Below are 19,560 nucleotides of genomic sequence, written 5' to 3'. Positions count from 1 at the left end.
TGGTTTTAAAACCATTTTAAGCAAAAGCAAACTCAAAATGGCATTAAAGTATTTACTATAGCGAAGATGGCTTTTTAAGTAGCAGGAAGGATATGAGCAGCTATAAAGCAAGTATTAATCAGAAAATTCTCCGAGCTTTAAAAAGTCTGGATCAAGCTGTAGCAGGTATGGATGGCTTTATGGATACGAAAGAGACTCCTGCGATACTACAAATGATCGGAGGAGGGAAGCAATTATCGAAGAACATAATTGTTAATTCTGAAATCCAGTACTTACTTGAAAATGCCAGCAGAGAAGACATTGCGTTGCTGGTAAAATCCTCAGGTTATCCAGAATACCTCAATGTTGATCGTCTGTGGTATAAATATAGAGATCAGTTGATTAAGCAAGTAAAGCAAGAAGAATTTCAGTATAAAAACTTAGTTTTTTTAAATCTTAAACACGAATTTTTAGCTGCTGATGCTCAATATAGTAAATTGGATGGTCTATTGGGGCGCTCCTATGCGGAGTTAAAAGTAGATTTCTTCAAGCAAACAAATCCTATTACGAAGCTGCATTCTGAACAAATCAAGGCTATTACCGATTGCTCTCACAGTACCTTGCTAAGAGCTCGTGCAGGTTCAGGAAAAACTACGGTCATCAAGCACAAAATTGATTTTATGATTCGCCATGCTGGCCTGTTGCCGGAAGATTTTATGGTTTTAGCATTCAATAAAGCTGCAGCAAAAAAAATCAAAAATGATATGCAGCAGGAAATGGGGCATTCGACGTTTGAAAATGCACGTACATTTCACAGCTTGGCATATCGGATCGTTAAGCCGAATGGAAAAAAAATACTATTTGACTGTGATGACGGTAACAATGCTAAGCAAACTGAGTTAGTTGCATCACTTTTATCTGAAAAATTGGATGATGAACTGAAACAACAAATATATCAATTTTTTCATGCTGAGCTGGAAAGCCCAAAAGGCTTGCTAGCTCAGAAGGATTATGATGCATTAAAAATAAATACTAATCAGAGCACTCTTAAGGGCGATACGGTCAAATCGCAGGGTGAGAAGTGGATTGCAGATTTTCTGTTTGAACACGGGTTCTCTTATTCTTATGAACGATGTTGGTATCAAGGAAAGAAAGGTTACTACCCGCCATTTTCATTGATGGTTGGCAGTGACTACCATAATGTTGTTATTGAATATTGGGAGATTGACGAAAAAGCCCCTGTTCGTAATGCTCCAGAGTATGGGGGTAAAAGCTGGGAGCAATATCGCAATGAAATGCAAAGAAAGCGCCAATACTGGAAAAACTGGAACCAACAGAAGCCTCGCCGTCAGATTTTCTTTCTCGAAGTTTCAATAACGGATGCAGCTAAAGGGCGGATTAGTTTTGAGCAGATCTTAAAGAAACAGTTTGCGAGTATCTCCGTCCAAGTTAAGCGACGTTCAAATGACCAGCTGTTGAAAGAAGTTGTTAAAAATGGTTCGCCAAAGCTTGCTAAAATGTGCACTCAATTTATAAGTAGAGCCAAAAAAGCTGGTAAGGCTCCAAACGATATACAACAATCTGTTGCTCCTAAAGATAAAGAAAAGGTTTTTGTTCGTCTGGCATGCAAAATTTATCAACGCTATTGTCAAGTACTGCTAGAGCGAAACTTGATCGATTTTGATGATCTGCTGGAACTTGCAACCAAGAAAGTTAATGAAAAACAAGGTGAGATTGAACTGACAGAAGCCCACGAGCCTGACGTCTCTCTCAATCAATTGATTTGGTTAATTATTGATGAATATCAGGATTTCTCGGTGCCATTCTTTAACTTGGTGAAAGAAATCAGGCAGCATAATCCATCATTGCGATTGTTTTGTGTGGGTGATAGTTGGCAAGCAATTAATGGGTTTTCTGGTTCAAATCTAAAATACTTTAATAGTTTTGAGCAATATTTTCCGGGTGCTAATCTGCTAGATTTACAAAATAATTACCGTAGCCAGGCAAATATTGTCGAGCAAGGCAACAAGTTTATGGTACTGGAGCCTGGAGCCTCCTCAGTTGCCAAAGCAGAGCAGGTTCGCCAGCCTATTCAAAAATATTATATAAATCGAGTTTATGTGGAGCAGCGCAAAGAGTTTCTTCATGAAAAACATCCAGATTATCATTTTTTATCATCCGAAACCAAGAATGGCCAAAAGCGCTCAATTGATTCTGGATGCAACATGGCCCGGATTTTTAAGCTGTGTTATCAACTGATGAGCCAGCACAGCTTTATTGACACACAGTTTATGATCCTTGCTCGCAGTAATTATCAAGCTTATGGCTATGAAACGTTGGCAAAGTTTAAACAAAAACTTAAAAAATGTTTTGGCCATAAATTACAATACTTTAATGATTTTGATGCTCAAGTTGAGTGCACCACGGCCCATAGGTCTAAGGGTAAAGAAGCTGACGTTGTAATTTTATTGAATGTAAATAAAAAACATTTTCCAACAGTTCATCCAGACAATCAATTGTATAGTGTGCTAGGTGTACGCTGTAGTTTGACGTTCAAAGAAGAAGAACGTTTGTTTTATGTCGCGATTACTCGAGCTAAACAAAAACTATATTTATTGACAGAAGAAGGTCAAGAATCAGAGTTTTTGGATCGTATTGATGCATATTTATATCAATTTAACTAGTGAGTCGAGAGATTAAATGGCAATCCCGATACTTTATTTATAGAGATAGCACTTGCTGACAGAGTGTCAGGCCTTGGCCAGTACCAGTAACCGGAATCTCCAGGGTAGGCATTATTATTGATATTCGATGAACAACTACTCACTTTCGACTTAGGGTATAGGGAATTCCCAGTTGATTACGCCTTGAGAATGATTTATTACTTGTTTGATGACACTATGCATTTTTCTGCAGTAAGGACACTCAATATCGCCATATTCCTGCAGGGTTATTTTTGCACTTGGATTTCCGTAAATCAGATAGCTTTGAATACAAGTAAATATTTGATGCAATCAAACCGATAGATACAATTGAAAGCAGGCTTACCGATAGCCTTTCATTTCATATGAAATGAAGTGCTTCAATTAACTAAACTATGCTATTCAGCGTTAGCGGGTCCGGTTGCAGATACCATTTATGACGAAAAAACTTGCTCAGCTACCAAACAAATTCACATGAAAAATAAAGCTGCCATACCCTGCAGGCTGAATTACAAGGTTTATAGATGAGCTGGCAGCGGCAGGTAAAGCTGGGATAATGACGTGCTTTTGACGTAAAATGTCACGTATTGTCATAAATTACCCAAGAAAGAAAAATAGCAACCAATGCCCTTGGGCGTTGACATTAAAAACCATCTATTCTCGTCAGGGCACTAACTAGAAATATGATGAAAAACCTCCTTTTTGGTGATTAACAAAATATGAAGACCGAGTTTTACAAAAGCTTGAAAATTCTGGCTGAAGAGCAGGGAAGTCAATACCGTGCTGAGACAACACTAGCTGATGGATTAAAATTGCAAGTAAACTTTTGCTATTCTTGTGACGATGCTATTTCAATGTTGAAAGAAAAAATTGATCGTTCCTACAAAAAACAGATACAGGTTAATGATTTAAGAACGGAAAGACTTCGACATCAGTCTATGAAGCGGGATGTCGTTGTAAATTATCAAGCATTAGGTACTGTTGAAAAAAAATATCAGAAGAAAACTGACCAAAGTTTCGTAAGGTTAGATACTTATAGTGCAGTTAAAAAAATCTATTGCTATATCGCTGGTGTAAAGCATAAAAATAAACAATTTCAGATAGACCGCCAGAATCTTTTAAAGTTGGTTTATCCTGGATACACACTTCAATTAATTCGGGAACCAGAAAATATTCATGATCGCAATGCGATTGCAATAGTCAGTGAATTTGGCCAACTGGGTTATATTCCAGCAAAGCTGACTGGTAAATTGGCAAATAGTGAGCTGGTTAAAGCAGTAGTAAATACTTTAAAACTATCTGACAATCAAACTATTACTTGTGATATTTCTGTAGAATATGCTGAAAAAACCAGCAATTCAGAAAAGCCATTTTATCAAAATCATGGTAGATCGAGCACTGGAGCATTACCGCATTCTCCATACTATCAACCAACAGAGCCGCTTATCGACAATGAACATAGCCAGGATGAGGATACTGAGGTTGATTATGGTTATGCTGAAGAGCTAGATTGGGAGGATAGATTTTAATTTATTGAAATACCCCGCTCCGCAGGAGGCGAGCCTTAAGGCGAGAGAGCTTGCTCTAGGGGTTTTTATTAAAAAGATTGATATCTTGCATTAATTATTCTCTTGTTTGCACTTTCGTAAGAACATTTATGGTGGCTAACACCGCCATAGGCATTAATTGGTGGTGTATCCCGCCAGAATAAACTGTGATTTGGTAGAGCTGAATTATGCGGGATCACACACTAATTGACTTGAGGCTTGTTTAGCGCTGCAGCCCCCCTCAGTGCAGCCAAAACCAGCGTTTCATCACCAAGCCCCGTTTGCTTGACCAACTGCCGCAGCATAATTGTGCAAAGTCGAAATGAATCTCCAATCGTTACTGGCAACATAAAGAGATTGCCAGTACCTGCAGATGCCCGAATTAAAAGTCGATTTTCCTGGCGCTCAATATCGATGCCTTTTCCCGGGCGCTTGAAATGTGCGTTTGGCAGATAGCCCATCAACACGGCACAAGCGATAGGCAATTCACTATCTGAAAGCTGGATAACGATTTTTTGCCTCCATTCGACCTTTTCACCATAGCGTGGGGCTACTTCAAGATTGATGGTGGGTAAATCAATTTTTGGTAGGCGCGTCGCTTCTGCACACAAAGCGGCTTTTGAACCAAAACATTTAATTTTGGCTTGCTGTGCCGGATTATTGTCCATTTAAATCACCGAGATAACGATGCAAGTGCAGCGCTTTAATATAGGGCTCCGGATCAATTTTGGAATCAAGACGGGTAATTCTTCTTGGAGGCGCTTTTTTATCCGCCTCACCAGGATCATCACGCCAAACCCATCGTTCAGGAAGGATCGGGTCCTGGCACAATACAATCCCTGAAATAGTGATGGCCTTGCGTTTTACCTCATCTGACTGCCGATATAAAAGATTGGCCCGCAACTGATTTGGCAGCTTTTTTTTGAACACCAGCGACTGCTCGGGTGATAGCGCTTGTAGTCGGGATAAGGCAATCTCCCTGGCGTTACTATTGCTGAGATTTTCTGCTTGTTCGATTGCGTCCTCTCTGGAAATTTTATCGATCGCAGAATGCGTTCTGGCCCAAGTCCAGCTGATTGACATTAACTGCTCAGGTAAAATTCGAATGTTGGCATAGCAGCGCAGCAGATCTAGCCGGTTAATTTTTGCCCGCTTCAGCGCCAATTGAAGCGAGTCAATGCGACGGCGCTGTGCTTCATCCTGCTGCTGTAGTACGCGATCAATCAGTTTGTCTAGGCGTGACTTGTTTCCAGTGACCGCTTCTCTGACGGCTTTGATGGCTTGGCGGAAATCATCTTTAGCTTGGTTTAGGTTTTCTGCTTGCCTGATGGTGGCAGGGGAGGCGCACACTACGCCCGCTTTAGGTAATACTTCCCCCGGTTCTAAAAGCCACATTTGGGTCATTGATTGAATAGCAAGATCTCGGCCGTGGACACCCGCGTTAGAATGCCCCGGTAACAGCAGCGGCAAATCCTGGTCAGCCCGAACGGCATCGGCAAAGCGCGTATTCGCTACCCGCAAAGCTTCATAGTGTTGAAGTAGCCCCTGAACCAACAATACTTGCATCGAACACCCCAAAAAGCGCATAAACTCACTTAACATATTATACCATCCCCGCAAATAACAAACACATTAAAAACAATCCATTCCGATTTCTTGATCCCGTAACTGCTTTTCTCTTGATTAACCTTCGCTATCCTTCTTTATCCTAGGCATGCGCCGCCCTTCGGGCTTTGCCTGCAAAAGTTAATCAGGGTGGGGTTAAGGTCTGACGGGGTCTTGTTTCGGGGATGGTATAATATCTGCTGAATTGTTTTCATTTTTCGTACTGAAGGGTGGGTGCAAAATTGGAAAATGCAGCTGCGTTTTAATTTCTAACTTAGGGGCTCTAATGCAGCCCCTCGTTGAACTCAATCCTTTTGCTGAGATTTCATATTCAGGCCATCTAAAGAACGCATGAATACAGAAAGCAAAGGATAATTACAAAAAAAGATGATCTCTATATTCTTCTTTCTTCTGTAGGTAGACATCCTTATCTCCTCATGTCTCTAGTACGGTTTTCCCTCAACCATTGGTAAAATAACAGGCCAATAGCACATTATTGCAAACAATTTCATTAGGATCAGAATGGTTATCCCTAATGAAAAACCATTTGAATTAGGGTTGTCTACTTTGCCTATAATTAATCGCGGTATCTGTATTGCCAAAACACTGACCCCCAAAATAATATATGGACCAGCCTGGTTCAAAGTAGTATCAGATATCCAAAATGCTATTGTTATCAAAACAATTAGAAACAAAATAGTGCCGTTTATTGCTCCATCTATTTTGATAGCATAGCGCTGGTATTCTGTTACTATTTTCTTTGAAAGTGCTTCGTTAATACTAATGAAATAACCAGATAAAGATGTGTAGATAAATATTACCACTACCAACATCAAGTTTTGAAGCGTGAACATTGCTGATGCTCTCCCTTGCGTCAATATTTAAAAACAATGTCAGTAAGAATAATTGCATCCAATTATTCAATTATTCTATCAATTTCAGCAAACCCTTTAGATTTCAACTGAACAAAAAAAGGATCTTCTGATGGAGAATAGTAATCTGAATCAGCATCAAAGCCTGAATGCCCACCATAACAGCTCTCAGCATGCGCCAATGTTTTTGCAACAACATCATCTTCGCTCAGAAGGGTACCGGTGAGCGAATCTGTTGCTGAAAAGTATTCTCTTGTTGCCTTTGTCGTTATCGCAAGCTGCTCCATTGATAGATCAAACATAAAAGCATCGTCCGTTCTGAAGCGATCATCGACAATTCTAGTAATATCAAGGCTAGCGCACCGAAGATCTGCTATACCTTGGCAAATAGATTTTAACGTTCGATCTAGATCGTCATGGTCAACTTTAATGCTCCCATCAGAACCAAACGAAACACTGGTATTTCCAATCTTATGATCAATATTGCACAACTTACGGTTAAGTTTTTGCTCCAACTTTAATCGATGCAGCTGAACCAGATATTTAATGACAATTGTTCGACACTTAACCCTACTATTTAAAGCCTCGGAATAGTCCAATGATGAACTACCAGTATCATCATCGTCACTAGATGCAATGATTGCTGTAGCGGCAGCTGCAAGTCCTACTGCACCGATCCATAAAAGAGGAAGTGGAGGCATAGTTTTCTCCCAAAAGTGGCTGGATTTGTCCAGCCACATTAGTTACAAGCAAGTAAAATTTAGGCTGCATGCAGCTTGTTAGCCAAAGTTTGAGAGCCTTTCTCTAGTGCTTGAATACACTCGCTTAACTCGACAGGATCAAAATCAAACCTAGCTTCTGCTTTCATTTTTTCCCGGTGTTCGTCAGTTTGCTTCAACAATGCCTTGAAGCCTTTGTTCATACTTTTTTCGGTGCTGTTCCAGTATTTATTAACGACTGCTTCAATTTCAGGCCAAATATCTTGCTTCTCGATTGCCTTGCTGACTTTTTTGGCTAATGATTCCTCCCATGAACCACCTACTAGCCTGTAAACGATGTAACCAATACCTGCAGCAAGTGCAAGACCAATAGTAATTGGCCCTCCTATCGCAGCTACAAACGACGTGAGGGTCGTCACACTTCCTGTGATTCCCAGGGAAGTAAGTACACCTGCAGCTTTTCCAACCAAGATATAGGCACCTAAATTACTGGAAATTGTTGACACATATAGTGCCATAGCTCCTAGGCTCCCCAAACCCGATAGCCCTCCAATAAATGCTGCATGTGCATTAAAGCTGGCATCAACATCAACGCCACCAACCTTTTCAGAACTACCTTCTTGCTTTGAAAAGTCATGGCCGGGAACAATTTTTTGCCACTGTTCTATCAGCAACTCCAACTTGCTTGAGATAGACTCGCCACTCTCAGTGAGACGTGCTTGAAGCTCAGATGAGATCCATTGGCCAACATAATCACCAATATCTTCCTGAGCATCCTTTTTGTTCTCATAGAGGCTTTTAATTTTGCTTGTTAGGCAGTCGGTTGACTTGATGTGATCAAACCGCATTCGCATATGCTCCACATCAGACTTCAGCCTCTGAGCACAGGATGCTATGAGTTTTTTAAATTCCTTTTCTAAGCTATCAGCTTGGTCACGAAATCGGGCATCCTTTTCTTCAACCTCCTGGATTCGCTCCTGCGTAGCTTTTTTATTGTATTCAAGTTGACCAATTACAGAATTAAGTCGCTCCATTAGACCTTCAAGACGTTTTTCTATTTCCTGTTCTAACAATGAAAGCTGATTAGTTTCAAGCTGTTCGGCCATTTTTTTTATAGCACCAATCACAGCTGATCGGTATACATCATTCTCACGCCAAAATGGTCTTATTCGAGATCTGAATTCATCTGACTCGGGAAGCCTAGATGTGAACCCTTTCTTTTCCCACTGGCCAAAAGATTGCTCACTAAATTGCTTAAACGTTCTGGTTGTTGCAACATCGGCGATTACTGAAATCTGTTCAGGTAACATCTCAGAGTGACAATGAGATTGAACGATCAAAAAATGGTCAAGAATCCCCATGCCCTTTTTATCGTGCTCGCGCAGGGGTGGTGAGTTTTTAAATGCTTCAAATGCCAAAGCTAATTGCCCTTGGCCAAAGAAGCCGTTAGCTTGAGACAAAAAGACCAAGCCTTCAGCAATTTCAGTACCTGCAACGGCTAGCTCATCATCATTCCCAAGCGCTCCTTCAGTATCACCTGGAGTATCTAACAAGCAAATATGTCTTAAAATTTCAGCATCGTGGAATACGATAGCTATATAAGCTTCTGTGTGTTCATCTTGATAATTATGAGTTCCAAGCTGTGTTAACAGATCTTTGCCGCCTTGGTCGACCAAGAAATTTTCCACGGCATCGGGCAAATGAAGCATATTCGGCATAAAGCCTTTCTTCATAATCATCACATCAGAATTGATGCCTTTTGGACGATCTTCGATATGCACCAATAAGTTAATAACACTTGTAGCAGGTTGAAACCGCGTTGGCAGGGTATCGGTTCCAAGAATGGTGTTAATCAACGTTGATTTTCCAGAATCAAATTTACCAAAACATCCGATAACAGGTTTTCTGTCTAATCCTTTAATTGAAGCTGCTACTGAAGAAAAGACACTTTCCAAATCAAATGCTTTTAAGTATGGATATGATGAGACAACAATTAGAGACTTCACTTGCTCTAGTGCCTCTAGTGCCATGGAAATAGCTGCTTGTTTTTTTTCTGTTATTACATTATCCATCGTGTTTCCTTTGATTTCAGATATCGAAAAGCTGTCGATAATAGAGTGATATTCTTGCTGACTTACTCCAATAGCATTCAAGTAAGCAGCAGTTTTCAGAGTATCTACAGAAAAAGGCCTCTTCTCTAACCGCGATATAGCTGCCTGGCTTAATATGGGTTTATTTGTGCCAAATAAATCTGAACGACTCACCACTTCATGCTGAGATAGTCCTGAACGATCTCTGCTTTCTCGCAAGAAAGCGGCAACCTTCATTTCCACTTTATTTTCGAGCATCGCAATCACCTCAAAATGGGATAACGCAACACTAGCTGACAAAATATCGCGTTGCAAGAAAATTATTCATATTTGAATAGCTGAGTTGATTTGAAATAGAAGTACCACAAATCAGATTATGGGGTGACTGGCCCTCCCCAAAAAAACAACACCGCATGACATTCGAATCCGTGGGGGGAGCAACAGCAAACCCAAAAAGCCCTCTCAGTCATTCGTTCTTCGATAATCCAAGAGATGGCCCCATTTACAGGCAGATTGCACACGCTCGGCTACAGCCGATAAAATGGTCACCATCATTTTACCCATAGTGTCTTCGGTGCTGATGCCATCTTCAATAAAGCGGATTGCTCACCCCTGTTGGTGGGGTTTGAAATCCAAAAAATACATACTTAAGTGTTGCTGGTGGCACACATCTGAATGTATGTTTGGTTGACGATATCCCCGGCTTGCGAGTGGTTCCTATACCCATTGCCTGCACAGGAAAAGAGGGGCTGATATCAAGCATGCCAGATGCGCTCTTAGTTGGTTTTCATATGGATTGCTATAGTGACCACCGAGCGTCACAGAATGTACGTTCAGATCAGGAAGCTAAAAAATATTAATGCAGAGTAGATCAGTGATTAATTCTGTTGGTTTGCTGTTGCGTTTTTTTATGCGCAGTTGGGCTAAGTTTCTTGGGTTAATATAATGTCGGAATGAATTTTTTATTCATACCATTTAGGAATGCGGCCGTTGCAGCCTTAGTAGTCCAATATCTCACTTCTCTAGCTTTAATTTTAATGTTTTCAAAAATTCATCGGGGAAGTTGGTTCTAGCCATGGAAAATTCCTAGGTTGTTCTAATTCGTGGGTTTCAATATGAGTAATGTTCTCTCGCAAAAAGGCAAAGGTCTCTTTGTGGGAAATCGGATTGCTTTGCTATTCATTAAATTGTGTAGTGGTTGAAAATGCCGAGGAAATAAAGCGGTGTATGTTTTGCTAGCACAGGTCGAGCTACCACAGCCGAAGGTTGCCCTGCGTATAGGCGTGGTAGCTCCTACATTTATTATTGTTTAGGCAGGGGATAGTCTTTGAACGTAGCTACCCAGTCGGTCTAGGTCACCCAGAATCTGCTGTATCAGTTGCTCTTGTTCTTGAGGTTTGACATCGACGATACGGTTCGTCATCTTCTTCCATTTCCAGTTAACATTGAGTTTGGTGTTATATGCTGCAGCAAGTTTGTCAGCTATTGCTTCATTCATTAAACCTTCTTTCTGCATATGAACAGTCAGGTTGTAGCCAGACTCAAGCTCGGTTTCGGACTCAGTATTCATGTCTGTTACGCTCAGATAGAAAGGCCAGTAGTTGTTTTTATCTTTCCTATATGGTTGCCAAGCGGTATGGAAAATTTTAATAGCAGCATCTTTTCCTGAAGAAAACTCAAATTCAAAGATATCAGGGTGTCGTGTATCCAATGTTTCCTTCACCCACTCCAGCTTTGCATAGTCCTCCAGATTGGCAAGCAAAGTGAAATTCTTCTGTAGAAAATGTCGGATGTTCAGTACCGCAGGGGAAAGGGGTGTTTCCAGCTCGGACATCAAATTTATGACATCAATGTCGGAAGCTATAGCGAGGTTTAAATCAGAGTCGCCAGCAGGCAGGGTTAGAGTGATATCCTTAAAATTGCCCACGAGCTCACTATGAGTGCTTGCCATAGACGCTAATTGTTTACACGTTCTCTTGAGGCTTTTATCTAAAACATAGTTTCCACTGAGATGGATAAGTAGGTCCTTAAAAATAAGGTTGATAGCTGGGCTTACCCTTTCAGAATCAACAATATTTTTAAGGGCGGAAATTAACCAATCGTGGCTGGTACACGCCCATTTATTTTGTTCATCTGGATGAATTTTGTTTTTATCATAAGGACCATATCCATCCATTAGAATACGAATGAGATGGTATTCCTCGATTTGCTCCGTTAGTGTCTCAGCCCACTGGGAATATGCCTTCAATTGATTGTTATGTTCACTGCTGCCGTATTTGTGCTCAATAATGACAACTAGTTTGTTATCGATATCAGTAAGCAAGAAGTCCAGTCTTTTCTTGTCGTGAATCAAATATTCTGTTTGTACGTTCAAGTTGTCGAATTTTAATGAGCAGATATCCAGGCTATTTAATGGCATGGGTGCGCCCCCATTCACTATGGCATCCCTGAGCATTTCTTTGATGAAATAATCACCCAGCCCGTGACCTTCCCGTGGATCAAGCAACCAAGCAATTACTGTAGAGAGTTTGTTTTCTCCAAGACCAAGCACATCAAAAATATGACGACTCTGGTTGTAAAGAGAAACTAAAGGAAAACGTTCGTCTGATACAAATTTATTGATTAGTTCGGATGCTTTTTGAATATCCATATTTCCATGGTGCTTTGAGGAGTGGTGAAGATTGAAATCTACCACATAAATACCCCGCAACTTTCAAAGTCAGTAAGCCTAGCGTGCTGCTTGGCAAATCTCTGTAGAGATGCAAACCGACGTTTAAGGTATCGCTATGTCCAACACTTGCCTGCTGGTTAAGCGCCATTTTTTTGGTATGCTCTTGCTCGTTGGCTGACTACTTATGCTACGATAGCATTAAATTAAGGCTCTTGATGCTTTCAAGGGAGCTTTTCCCTAACGTGCTTGTCTTATGATTCATTCCCGTTTCATATTTTGCTGCAATGAACTTTACCGCATTATTAGACAATCAAAAATGCTTTGAAATGATTAGAGAATTTCGCTGGCCAGATGGTGTTCGCTGTCCGCATTGTCATGGCGATAGGATTACTCGTCAAGGCAAAGATGACACACAGCCCGAGCGTCAGCGTTATCGATGCAAAGATTGCCAGAAAAAATTTGATGACCTAACACATTCTGTTTTTGCTGGTCGTCACCAGTTTTTAAAAGTCTGGATTCACTGCCTGTATTTAATGTCTCTCAATTTATCAAATCGACAGATAGCACAAGAGCTTGGTCTGAATAAAGACGATGTTTACAACATGACCAAAGCATTGCGTGAAGACATTCAATCCCGAGGTGCAGCCGTCGTGCTTTCTGGTGAAGTAGAGTGCGACGAAGTCTATGTAGTCGCAGGCCATAAAGGATTACCTGAACAGGTAAAAAAAAGGCCGAAAACCCAGAAGAAACAGACTTCGCGGCGCTAGAGGTCGAGGAACACTACAAAAGGAAAAACCTCCTATTTTAGGCATGATTCAACGGGGTGGTGAGGTCGTTATCCGCATGATGGAAAATGTCCAGCAAGCGACAATTAAACCTGCGCTGTTGCAGCATATTAAAGCAGGGACACAGGTTTTTACCGATGAATATAATATTTACGATAGGCTGAAAGAATGGGGTTATGGCCATAAAACGGTCTGTCATAGTGCTGGAGAATATGCGAGAGATGAAGATGGTGATGGCTTCCATGAAGTGCATGTGAACACGATGGAAGGCTTTTGGTCATTACTGAGATCCTGGCTTAGACCTCACAGGGGTATTTCACAGGACTATTTGCCGCTTTATCTATCTTTTTTTGAGGCGCTACACAATATAAAACGCCGAGGTTTATCATCAATGAAAGGCTTGCTGGGTATACTACTTAACTAGCACCCTGCTACCCAGCAAGAGCCTTTTTTCTGATAGCTCGGTAGTGCAGCTCAAGGGACTTGAAGCCCTGTACCTGGAAATTGCTGAAATAACAAAATACAAACTTATTTCCATATCTACTATTTTTTCAAAATTCAGTATCGCAACTGCAAATTTAAAATTTGCAACAACCATCCACCAGTGGCCACAAATAGGCCCACCTTCGGTGATCTTTTTTTTATTGGAATCCTTTTCGAAAATTAAATAATCACAACGCCTCAAAAATTTTTTACTTAAAAGCCATCTAACATGGTGAGGGCATCCAAGACTGGCTTGATGGTGTAACATATTGCATCACTGGAAAATTTTATTTCCTGAGTTTGATTGCCGGTCAATATCTGCAACACCAAACAACACAGTGGAAAGCAAAGAATGACAAAATACGCAATCGGTGGTGGAATTTTTGAACGCTCTGATTCTTTGATTGAAGCGGTATTATCTCAAGCACATCAATCCCGGGAGCGCCCTCGCTGTCTTTGTAAAACACCAGGCCTTCCAATGTATATCGCACGAACCAGCGATAATCATTTTCTGTTAAAGCGAATGTCCAATAGTGGGCAATCCCATCATCCAGACTGTGAGTCCTACGAAATACCTCCAGAACTCTCAGGACGAGGTGCTGTAGCACAAACAGCCATTACTGAAAGCCACGAGTCAGGATTCACTAACCTGAAGCTGGACTTTGCTTTGTCAAAACTTTCACTCAACCGGACAATCGTTAAAGGCGAGTCGCAAGAGGCCACATCAGTTAGGTCTGATCCTGCAAAGCTTTCCATCAGATCACTGTTACATTGCCTCTACGAAGATGCAGGTCTGAACAAGTGGTCACCCAAAATGGAAGACAAGCGCTCTTGGTATATCATCAGAAAATATCTACTCCAAGCTGCACAAAGCAAACTCGTCAGAAATCATCCACTAGCAGAAACCTTACTAATACCTGAACAGTTTTCTCTGAATTATAAAGATGACATTGTTGCTCGACGCAGGCAGTTTCTTTCTAGACTAAAAAAACAAGGCAATAAGCAGCCCATGGGCATACTTATTGGTGAAGTAAAAGCGATTGAAAAAGCCCGCTTTGGCTTCAAAATGATTGTAAAACATATGCCAGACACCCCTGTCTACTTGGGGGAAGATACCTATAAACGAATTGCCAAGATATTTTCGAAAGAGCTCGCCTTCTTCCATGAAAATGAATCTATTCATTTACTGGCAATTTGCACCTTTTGTTTAAGTGCTTCAGGTAGCCCCCAAGTAGACACCATCTCATTCATGACGGTTGACCAGAGCTGGCTTGCTTTTGAGAGCATCGAAGAGTTAGAACTAATCGAACGTTTACGCCATGAAAAACGGCATTTTATCAAAGGTCTAAGATACAATCTTAATGAAAAGGATATCATTGCTTCTCTGCTGCTGACGGATACCAAACAGCAACCCACAGCAGTATATCTTGTACCAGCAGGAGCGAGTGAGAGCTATTATGATGAGTTAAACACTATTGTTGAAAGTAGTGATTTATATAGCAAGGTTTTAGACGTCAACCAGAAAGAAAGCCACGATATTATTTAGCTTTTTTGCCCAATTAATGATGGGCAAGAAGCAACCTACAATCGGCTGCAAAAATGAAAAACGCACTTGCATTTCTAAAAAAATGGCATAAAATCAAATTTCAATTAAGCATCTGCAAAAACCGAAAACGCAAATGACTTCCAAAACTGAATACCTCAAGATCCGAGATTTGAAGCGCCTCTTTGATGCGGGTGCATTGCTGAGCTGCAATGTCCACCTAGGCATTATGAATAAAGCCTATAACGTCCATTTTGAATCGACCGCCGGTAATATTAATTACTGGATTGCTGCACACAGAGATCCTAGTGAAATGCGTCAGTTCAAAACGCTAGATGCGGCTGGCAATGCAATTAAAGAGATTGGATTTCGGAAGTTTTCTACCAATTTGTTTTAACACGCTTTAAAACATTGCACTACATATCGCCTAGTAAGAGTAAAGTCAGCCGACTCTGGTTGGGTTTCTTGCGCTTTGAAACGACGAAATCTTCCAATCCAGTAGAGGTAAAAGTGGCTAATTTAATTTGATTCTGCAGACAGAAATCCTTTTGTGCTAATCCGCTTTTCTTCCACTATTCGATGCGTTCTTGCCTGAGTTGTTGTTTAGCCATGCGTGAATCTCCTGAAAATTGATATCACAAATTGGAACAAGAAATCATAGAAGAATAGGTGGGACCAATGAAGCGTTTACGCTTTAGTGGGTTATTCGCGCAATTATTTTATCTGGGAAGATGCTTTCTTATGCCTTAAAGCGACTTAAATAATCTACCAACCCTTGAAAATATACAGCCTTATCAACCTCTTATTCTTTCGAAGTGACAATGACAGTATCGCCATGAAAAGAATCCAATATTGAATTTCCTATATGTCTAGCTCTTAATTTTAACTTATTTATCTTTGGAGAAATTTTTAAATTCATGTGTAATATTGGATTTGCGCCAAGATTTATCTCTTTGAGAGAATGACAATGCCCCAAATTGATGTCAGCGTTCTCTATTTGATTTCGATACAATGATAACCTTTTAAGATATCTAGAAAATTTAATATTTGAAATGTCTTCGATAGTATTTTTATATGCAAGTAAAGTAGTTAGATTTTCTAATGTTTCAACCTCATTTGGAATACTATCAAGGTTGCATGCCGATATATTAAGTTTTTTTAATGACAAGGCCGAAGATAGTTCGGTCAAATCAATATCTGGATTACCTCGTATATCTAATTCCTCCAGTTGATGTAGTATCGTTAAGTTAGGAATAAACGATAAGTCGTTAAAACTCGCTCGTATTTTTTTTAAGGATTTAAGCTCTAATAAAGCTGCCCATACATTTTTCTGTTGTCCAATTGATAAGCCAATTCCCAGCCCCCTTTGGTAAGCTTGGTTATCTGTAAGATCAATTGAAATTATTTTTTCTTCTTCAACACCTATGTATATATTGAACTTTAGTAAGTTGCAGAGGTGCTCATAAGCCTTCTTGTTATCATGATTTAGCGATTCTGATGCGTTAGTCAGTGTGGCGGCTCTATTTTCTCCACACGGAACCTGTTCAAAATTAAAGTTATTCCAATGCATTACTGGAAGTGAGTTACTAGACCTCACCAATTCACCATCTAGCCAACACACCCGGATAGTCCCCTTAAGCTCTGCAGATTTTTGAATCATTCTAATTGCCTCATAGGACGCAGGGCTCTCGGAAGGCGCAGGGCGGAGAGAAGGAAAATCACCAATAATGATTAATGATGAGGGTATGTTTTTTTTCTCTATATTTTGTAGGTACTGATCAAGACTGGTTGACAGCCTTTCATCGGAACAGATTGAGAAAACTAAGCAATTTTGCAGCGTCACATTCAGTTGTTGGGCTATTTTTTTGCATGTATTCCCTCCAAAAACTTTAATCATAACAAAACTCTTCTTTAATCATTTTTAGGATTTTTACGAAAGATTTGAATAATATTTCAGATGGAGTCTGCTTTTCAAAACTGTCTAAAATAATAGTGATATCTTTGAGTGTCTTGGGTGATAGTTCACATAAAGCCAACGCACCTTCGGAAGGCGAGCGAACATAAACACCCTCATTTAATTTTAGTAAACCACCAATACGGAGTATTGATTTTGAAAGGTGTGGAAGTCGTTTATTTTGAATTAACAAATCTGATGTTTTTAGAACAGATTCGAATTTAGCTTCCGCTTCATCTAAAGAGAACTGAATAAGCTCGCGAGAGCTGTTTTTAAAGTAAGAAATTGGCTGAGATAAGTCTTCACCTGCTAATAGCTGGCCAGTTTGCGATACAAGCAAGGTGTTAAATATAGATTCCGGTGTTTCTAAAGAGTAATCAATAATTTTTATGTCTAGGTAAGGAATTAATGGATAAATTTTATGGCATTTTTTTGCAATTTTTCGCGCAATGAGGCGGGCTTGTTCTTTGTTTGCATGCACAAATAGCAGAATGTCGATATCAAGTGGCTTGGATGTTGAGATCTCAGTATGTATTAGCGACGATCCTCTTACATATAGGGAAAGTTTACTTGGGCAATTCTCCCAAAGTTCATTGATGAAAGGTCTAATGGCTCTCTCGATAACATCAAAGTAAGTTTTCATTCTTAACCGATGAAATCAGCAAGTCACAAATTGTTTGGACTTCACTTTTGTTTAGGTTTCTAAACATTAACCCATTGTCATCTACAGAAAAAGGCTGGTCTGCGCGTAGTTCAGGGTGACTTTCAACAATACCATCGACAAGATCGGCGATAGTCTGGAAGCATCTTGGAGTATGAATACCTATTGCAACATGAATTGAGATATTTTCAGTTTGAACGGAATGAGTCCTACCAGGAGGTAGGTACAGCATGTCGCCTGCATTAAGGGTTAATTCAAGCATGGATAGATTTTCAGCTTCTTCTGAAAAAGTAATCGCTTTATGTGGAAATGTTTGCGACTGGTTGGCGCCTAGACTCCATTTTTTCTGGCCATAAAGCTGCACTGCAAAAATATGATGAGGGTCAAAGTGTATTGGAATTCCACCACTGGGGCCAAAAGAGAAATAGCCATTCAAAGTTATTCTCGACGAAAAAAGCTTTGTAAGCTTTGCCTCCCATGATCGAAATTCTGGCAGAAGAGATGCGAGATTTTCAACTTTAACAGTGTTGGGCTTACGAGAAAAATAGAGAACTTTATTAGCATCAATTTCTTCATCTAAGCCATACTGGCTAGATTTTGTGTATAAAAGAGGGCTTAATGCACCTCCTTCACATAAAACTCGAACTTGTGGATAGCGCAACCTTGGTTGCTCTAATATTCGCTCCAGAAGATTTTGAGGGTTTTCAATATTTAAAGCTGTCGCTGACCGTCCATAATGAAGGAAATTCTTTCCCCAGTAGTCTTGAAAAAAACTATGCACACTTTCTTTGGTTAAAAAATCATCAAAGTTCATAATTTATTATACCTTTAGGCACAGCTGAACATCTCGGATCACCTAATGACGAAAATTTTGTTCGCATTGCAGCACCAGGGCACCCTCCATGACATAGCTTCCAAGCGGGGCAATTATGACATGCAGCCCCTTGTTGCGGTTCGATTGCTAAACTACCAAGAGTGTCTAATACACTGGCGGCAGAACTAGATTTGAAATCCCCAGTAATCACTTCTTCCATACATGCACAGGGATAAACGGTTCCGTTAGGATTGATGTATAGTTTTGACCTGCCTGTTCCGCAGTTTTGTGCAAACAAATTTATATTTTTTTCATCTGCATTGGCCGCAGCATATATAGCATTTTCGGAGAACATTGTTGCTATTCTTAAGCGATCTAAATTTATAGTTTCATCTTTGATTTTATAAACAAATTCGTTCCATTCTGGAGTAGTAAGATCATCAGTATCATCTGCTCTGCCTGATCCTACGACACGTTTAATATTCCAATACGAAAAACTAATTTTCGACAAAGCGTGATCAAGAGCTAGAACAGAATGAAAATTATGTTTTGTGACTGTTGTCGCCACTATTACTCTGATACCTAGTTCAAATAATTTATCAATGTTGGCTAATGTTCTCTTATAGGTACCTTTACCCCTAATATTATTATGGGTATCTTCGTCACCATCTATTGAAATTTGAATCGATACATTCTGGAAATTAGCAATATCTTTTAACTGATTAAACCTCAGCCCATTTGTATTTATTACAACATTTTTAAATTTTCCAGCACTTTTTTTAACAATATCATAGAAATCAGGGTGTAAAGTGGGCTCTCCACCACTTATTAACATACTCGCGTCTTTTCTAATTTCGGAAAGCTCGTCAATGATACGAAAGGCGAGGTCTTTGTCTATTAGCTCGGTAAAGTAAGGGTTGGAAGAGCGAATGCAGTGACTGCAAGAAAGGTTACATTTCCTAGTTAGCAATAAATAAATTTGATCGAGCTGAAATCTGTCATGACTATACTGCATTTTATGCCTTGTTTGACTTTTTGAACTCTGATGAATGATAAATAGGTAACCATTGCATCGTGTGATTTTTATTTAGGCATGCTGAAACGCATAGAATATTTTAATATTTAGCAACAAGCA

The 19,560-nt window shown here is 40.0% G+C and carries 16 protein-coding genes and 1 pseudogene; 6 read left to right on the top strand and 11 right to left on the bottom strand.

Translation table 11 applies throughout. The features are described 5' to 3' along the window. Positions 1–92 precede the first annotated feature (92 nt). Complete coding sequence (locus DC094_RS19615) at positions 93–2,663, top strand: ATP-dependent helicase (protein ID WP_116688828.1); 2,571 nt, start codon at positions 93–95, stop codon at positions 2,661–2,663. Positions 2,664–2,813: 150 nt separating this feature from the next. Here DC094_RS19615 and DC094_RS22965 read toward each other — a convergent pair whose 3' ends face one another. Continuing rightward, positions 2,814–2,993 carry a thioredoxin domain-containing protein gene (locus DC094_RS22965; protein ID WP_116688827.1) on the bottom strand — a complete coding sequence of 60 codons (180 nt, stop codon included), beginning with the start codon at positions 2,991–2,993 and terminating at the stop codon, positions 2,814–2,816. Positions 2,994–3,400: 407 nt separating this feature from the next. Between DC094_RS22965 and DC094_RS19605 the strand changes: the two genes are divergently transcribed. Then, the gene (locus DC094_RS19605) at positions 3,401–4,210 is read left to right on the top strand and encodes an HIRAN domain-containing protein (protein WP_116688826.1); all 810 of its coding nucleotides are present in this window, start codon (positions 3,401–3,403) and stop codon (positions 4,208–4,210) included. Positions 4,211–4,431: 221 nt separating this feature from the next. Here DC094_RS19605 and DC094_RS19600 read toward each other — a convergent pair whose 3' ends face one another. The 6 genes from DC094_RS19600 to DC094_RS19570 all read right to left on the bottom strand — a co-directional run bounded on the left by DC094_RS19600 (position 4,432) and on the right by DC094_RS19570 (position 12,164). After that, positions 4,432–4,896: a hypothetical protein gene (locus tag DC094_RS19600; protein WP_116688825.1), complete on the bottom strand. Its 465-nt coding sequence runs from the start codon at positions 4,894–4,896 to the stop codon at positions 4,432–4,434. Beyond that, complete coding sequence (locus DC094_RS19595; protein WP_133245637.1) at positions 4,886–5,830, bottom strand: hypothetical protein; 945 nt, start codon at positions 5,828–5,830, stop codon at positions 4,886–4,888. Before DC094_RS19595 ends, DC094_RS19600 begins: the two co-directional genes overlap by 11 nt. Before the next feature lie 446 nt (positions 5,831–6,276). Further along, positions 6,277–6,687 carry a hypothetical protein gene (locus DC094_RS19590; RefSeq protein ID WP_116688823.1) on the bottom strand — a complete coding sequence of 137 codons (411 nt, stop codon included), beginning with the start codon at positions 6,685–6,687 and terminating at the stop codon, positions 6,277–6,279. A gap of 62 nt (positions 6,688–6,749) precedes the next feature. Continuing rightward, on the bottom strand, positions 6,750–7,406 hold the full coding sequence (locus DC094_RS19585) for a hypothetical protein (RefSeq protein WP_133245636.1): 657 nt from the start codon (positions 7,404–7,406) through the stop codon (positions 6,750–6,752). Between the two features lie 59 nt (positions 7,407–7,465). Next, positions 7,466–9,829 (bottom strand): dynamin family protein, encoded by a 2,364-nt coding sequence (locus tag DC094_RS19580; RefSeq protein WP_133245635.1) that lies wholly within the window; start codon positions 9,827–9,829, stop codon positions 7,466–7,468. Between the two features lie 994 nt (positions 9,830–10,823). Next, positions 10,824–12,164 carry a PDDEXK-like family protein gene (locus DC094_RS19570; RefSeq protein WP_116688820.1) on the bottom strand — a complete coding sequence of 447 codons (1,341 nt, stop codon included), beginning with the start codon at positions 12,162–12,164 and terminating at the stop codon, positions 10,824–10,826. 305 nt (positions 12,165–12,469) lie between these two features. Here DC094_RS19570 and DC094_RS22465 point away from each other — a divergent pair, with 305 nt between their 5' ends. The 4 genes and pseudogenes from DC094_RS22465 (at position 12,470) to DC094_RS19550 (ending at position 15,393) form a co-directional block, all read left to right on the top strand. After that, positions 12,470–12,952, top strand: coding sequence for a transposase (locus DC094_RS22465; RefSeq protein ID WP_255420951.1), 483 nt, complete (start codon positions 12,470–12,472; stop codon positions 12,950–12,952). A 22-nt stretch (positions 12,953–12,974) separates the two neighbouring features. Next, a pseudogene (locus DC094_RS22460) lies at positions 12,975–13,394 on the top strand (IS1595 family transposase); the annotation flags it as partial. Positions 13,395–13,805: 411 nt separating this feature from the next. After that, positions 13,806–14,999, top strand: a complete 1,194-nt coding sequence (locus DC094_RS19555; RefSeq protein WP_116688818.1) for a DUF1173 family protein — start codon at positions 13,806–13,808, stop codon at positions 14,997–14,999. A 133-nt stretch (positions 15,000–15,132) separates the two neighbouring features. After that, on the top strand, positions 15,133–15,393 hold the full coding sequence (locus tag DC094_RS19550) for a hypothetical protein (protein ID WP_116688817.1): 261 nt from the start codon (positions 15,133–15,135) through the stop codon (positions 15,391–15,393). Positions 15,394–15,798: 405 nt separating this feature from the next. On the opposite strand, the gene DC094_RS19545 is transcribed toward DC094_RS19550, so the two are convergent. Genes DC094_RS19545 through DC094_RS19530 form a run of 4 tightly spaced genes read right to left on the bottom strand, consistent with a single transcriptional unit; the run spans position 15,799 to position 19,440 of the window. Next, positions 15,799–16,893 carry a leucine-rich repeat domain-containing protein gene (locus DC094_RS19545; protein ID WP_116688816.1) on the bottom strand — a complete coding sequence of 365 codons (1,095 nt, stop codon included), beginning with the start codon at positions 16,891–16,893 and terminating at the stop codon, positions 15,799–15,801. Then, complete coding sequence (locus DC094_RS19540) at positions 16,886–17,593, bottom strand: hypothetical protein (protein ID WP_133245634.1); 708 nt, start codon at positions 17,591–17,593, stop codon at positions 16,886–16,888. The genes DC094_RS19545 and DC094_RS19540 overlap by 8 nt, the downstream gene beginning before the upstream one ends. After that, positions 17,577–18,425 (bottom strand): JmjC domain-containing protein, encoded by an 849-nt coding sequence (locus tag DC094_RS19535; RefSeq protein WP_116688814.1) that lies wholly within the window; start codon positions 18,423–18,425, stop codon positions 17,577–17,579. Before DC094_RS19535 ends, DC094_RS19540 begins: the two co-directional genes overlap by 17 nt. Then, positions 18,415–19,440, bottom strand: coding sequence for a radical SAM/SPASM domain-containing protein (locus tag DC094_RS19530; protein ID WP_116688813.1), 1,026 nt, complete (start codon positions 19,438–19,440; stop codon positions 18,415–18,417). The genes DC094_RS19535 and DC094_RS19530 overlap by 11 nt, the downstream gene beginning before the upstream one ends. Between the last annotated feature and the right edge of the window lie 120 nt (positions 19,441–19,560).

Source organism: Pelagibaculum spongiae, assembly GCF_003097315.1.
GTDB classification, from domain to species: Bacteria; Pseudomonadota; Gammaproteobacteria; order Enterobacterales; family Pelagibaculaceae; genus Pelagibaculum; species Pelagibaculum spongiae.
This window is presented reverse-complemented; position numbering and strand designations above follow the sequence as displayed.